This window comes from Acinetobacter sp. YH16032 (assembly GCF_013417345.1).
Lineage (GTDB): Bacteria > Pseudomonadota > Gammaproteobacteria > Pseudomonadales > Moraxellaceae > Acinetobacter.
Genome location: NZ_VPEE01000133.1, coordinates 1 through 1,642 on the forward strand (window position 1 = coordinate 1; position 1,642 = coordinate 1,642).

Sequence of the window (1,642 nt, forward strand, 5' to 3'; positions counted from 1 at the left end):
AAGCAGACGTGCACAGAAAACAGTAATCAAAGAACGAAATCTGAATCCTGTGCTTGACTTGGAAATGTCTGTATAGGACATTTCTATTTGGTTATTAGGTAGGACATTTCTACTTAGGAATAACAGATTTTGTGGTAGGACATTTCTACTTGGGAATAACATGTTTATTTTATCTCATATAAATCATAAGCTTATACTAAACAATTCCAGAGTTCAGTGCACTGGAATGGCTTTTTTGTGATTATTCATGTTCCACACTTGTTATTTGATCAATGTTCCGCAGTTTTGTGTAGCCTCATTTAACCCTAAAGCAGAAAAAAATGTCCAGATAAAACAAGAATAGATGTCCAAGTATTATTGATTTTACATCAAGAGACAGGCTAGCCTAATTCTAAAGGATTAAAAATGCTATACACATATGAGCTCTATTCAAATAATTTAAGGCAAAATCAAACCTTATAACTTCAATAATATTCAAAAATCACTATAAAAATTTTGCTATATAGCGAACAAATTTCTAGAGTTAAAATTGATATGGCTACAAGAGAAGAAATAGGTAAAGAAATACGTTTGGCAAGAAAAGCTCTGGGCTATACACAGAAAAATCTTTCAGAAAAAACGAACATCAATAAAACAACAATTTCAGAAATAGAAAATGGCAATTTTACAGGCTCATTTAGTATATTCGAAAGTGTACTTAATACCGTAGGTCTACAATTTGAAGTGGATAAAAAGAAGTATAAATTTCCGCACTGGGATGAAATTGAAGCAATGTTTGCGGAAGATGATGAATAAATTGTAAATCGGTACTGAATAAGGTATCAAGAAAGGCAAAGCGCTGCCCATCGACCTCATTACGCCAGACCACTTGTGTCAGATATTCCAGATTGAACTGATAGCAAATCACGGTTCCTCGCGACACCACGCGAAACGGATTAAGCTTAAAGCAAGTTGTTAGACTCTATTAGATTGTAAATATCTAATTAGACTTCTTTAATCTAATAGGATCTAATCAGGCTAATAAAGTACCCTTCTTACCGACTAAGTCGGTTTATTTCATAACTCTATTATTTTGTGGTTTAATACATATATTTAGATATAAGACCCAATATTATGGATTTAAAATTCAAAAAACCTGAAGAGGTTATCACGTTATTATGTGAAAGGCTTCGTAAAGAACGACTTTATCTGGAAATGACTCAGGCAGACGTCGCTACACGTGCTGGTATTGGTGTAAATACAGTATCTAATTTGGAAGCTGGTCGAAATGTTTCATTTGAAAATTTAGTACGCGTTGCCATGGTATTGGGCCGATTAAAAGAATTAGAGGAACTCTTCAAACCTCATTTAAACAGTGTAAATGACATTCTCCGCTATGAGAGCAATACGGCTCGCCAACGTATCAAAAGGAAATAAATCCATGCTCAAAAAACTGGTGGTGTTTCAAAAAGTATGCTGAAAAAAACAATATGGCTTTTGATAAAATAGAGGTATGAAAATAACGCTACAAATCAGATGTCCTACCTGTCTAAGTAACAATATAAAGAGAAATGGCATCAAAGTAGATGGGAAACAAAACCATCAATGCAAAGATTGCAAACGTCAGTTTATTGGTGATCATGCATTAAGCTATCAAGGGTGT

Annotated in this window: 3 protein-coding genes; all 3 read left to right on the forward strand. The window is 33.9% G+C overall.

Going from position 1 to position 1,642, the window contains the following annotated elements; all coding sequences use genetic code 11:
• Window positions 1-534: 534 nt before the first annotated feature.
• Window positions 535-795 carry a RodZ family helix-turn-helix domain-containing protein gene (locus FTV32_RS16900; protein ID WP_180029144.1) on the forward strand — a complete coding sequence of 87 codons (261 nt, stop codon included), beginning with the start codon at window positions 535-537 and terminating at the stop codon, window positions 793-795.
• Window positions 796-1,113: 318 nt separating this feature from the next.
• Window positions 1,114-1,416, forward strand: a complete 303-nt coding sequence (locus FTV32_RS16905; RefSeq protein WP_180029145.1) for a helix-turn-helix domain-containing protein — start codon at window positions 1,114-1,116, stop codon at window positions 1,414-1,416.
• 76 nt (window positions 1,417-1,492) lie between these two features.
• Window positions 1,493-1,642, forward strand: a 150-nt coding sequence (locus FTV32_RS16910; protein WP_180029146.1) for an IS1 family transposase, incomplete at its 3' end; no start/stop codon positions are given.